This is a genomic window from Faecalimonas hominis, assembly GCF_054660755.1.
This window is the reverse complement of the sequence record NZ_BAAHSH010000062.1, coordinates 1-1,623: the sequence shown is the minus strand read 5'-3', so window position 1 is coordinate 1,623 and position 1,623 is coordinate 1. Positions and strand designations below refer to the sequence as shown.

The 1,623-nt window shown below is 35.7% G+C and carries 1 protein-coding gene and 1 pseudogene; both read left to right on the top strand.

All coding sequences use genetic code 11. From position 1 onward, the window contains the following. Positions 1-168: iron hydrogenase small subunit (locus ACYQ35_RS10660; protein WP_459833312.1), on the top strand; the 168-nt coding region annotated here is incomplete at its 5' end. 131 nt (positions 169-299) lie between these two features. Next, a pseudogene (locus ACYQ35_RS10655) lies at positions 300-1,478 on the top strand (ISL3 family transposase). Positions 1,479-1,623 lie beyond the last annotated feature (145 nt).

Genomic DNA, 1,623 nt, shown 5'->3' with positions numbered 1-1,623 from the left:
GGTCAAAATTTATATTACCTTGATAAGAATGCAAAAATACGTTTTTCTCATGAAAATCAGGACGTTTTAAAACTGTATGAAGACTTTATGGAAAAACCATTATCTCACAAAGCACATATGCTTTTGCATACGGATCACAACGCATGGGAAATGCCAAAAAGACGTTAAAAAGGCTCTAAAATAAATGTTGGGGTGGATGATTTTAAATTAATCATCTATCCCAGCATTTTTCATTTATAATAAAAAGAAAAACCTCCCAGTGCCAGTCATCACACAAACCACTAGGAGGTGCACATATTATGCATAGTCATTATACCAACAAACTTTTAAATATTGAAGATGTAATTATCAAAAAAATTCATCACGCCGATACTTTTTTGAAAATCTATTTAGAAACCAACCCTCATGAACAGGTCTGTCCTTGCTGTGGTTCCACTACAAAACGTATTCATGATTACCGTTATCAAACTATTAAGGATTTACCTTTTCAGTTGAAACATTGCTATCTCGTTCTTCGCAAAAGGCGGTATGTATGCAAATGTGGAAAACGGTTCTATGAAAGCTATTCTTTCCTTCCTCGATACTTCCAGAGAACTGCAAGACTGACTGCTTTTATTGCTACTTCTCTGCATAACTCTCAAAGCATCAAGGAGACTGCAAGACAGGCTAATATTTCTACTGCCACTGTTGGAAGGGTTTTAAATACGATCGCTTACTCCAGAAGAAAGTTTTCCACTTCCATATCTATTGATGAGTTCCGTGGAAATGCTTCCACCGGTAAATTCCAATGTATTCTGGTTGATCCGGTAAAGCATAAGGTTCTAGACATTCTTCCTGACAGGCAATATAGTCATTTGGTGTCTTACTTTTCTTCTATTCCTAAGGATGAAAGACATCGAGTAAAACACTTTGTTTGTGATATGTGGAAACCATACATAGAGCTGGCGTAGTCTTACTTTCCGAATGCCGAAGTCATTATTGATAAATATCACTTCATTAGACAAACCACTTGGGCTATCGAAGGAGTACGTAAAAGATTGCAAAAAACAATGCCTGCACGTCTTAGAAAATATTACAAACGAAGCAGAACACTGATCTTAAGCAGATATAATAAACTCAAAGACGAGAATAAGGCAGCCTGTGATTTGATGCTTCTATATAACGATGACCTGCGAAGAGCTCATTATTTAAAAGAAAAATTTTATGAACTCTGTCAGAATACTAAGTATTCCGAACAGCGAAAAGACTTCTTCGATTGGATTAAAATGGCCGAATCTTCTGGATTAAATGAATTTGAGAAAGTCGCCAAAACCTATCGTGCATGGTCTAAAGAAATCCTAAATGCTTTTAAATATGCACATATCACAAATGGTCCAACCGAAGGTTTCAATAATAAAATAAAAGTTCTGAAACGAACCTCATACGGTATCAGAAATTTCCAACATCTCAGAACTCGCATTTTTCTTATAACCGATTAATTTTAATAGACTGGCACTTGAAGGTTTGTTTGCCATGCAATAAAACAGGTTCTACTACATGGCAACACTAAAATACCTTTAAACACAACAATGGAGCGGGATTTTTAAAATCCCACCCCAACTATTGACTTAGAACCTTTATTGT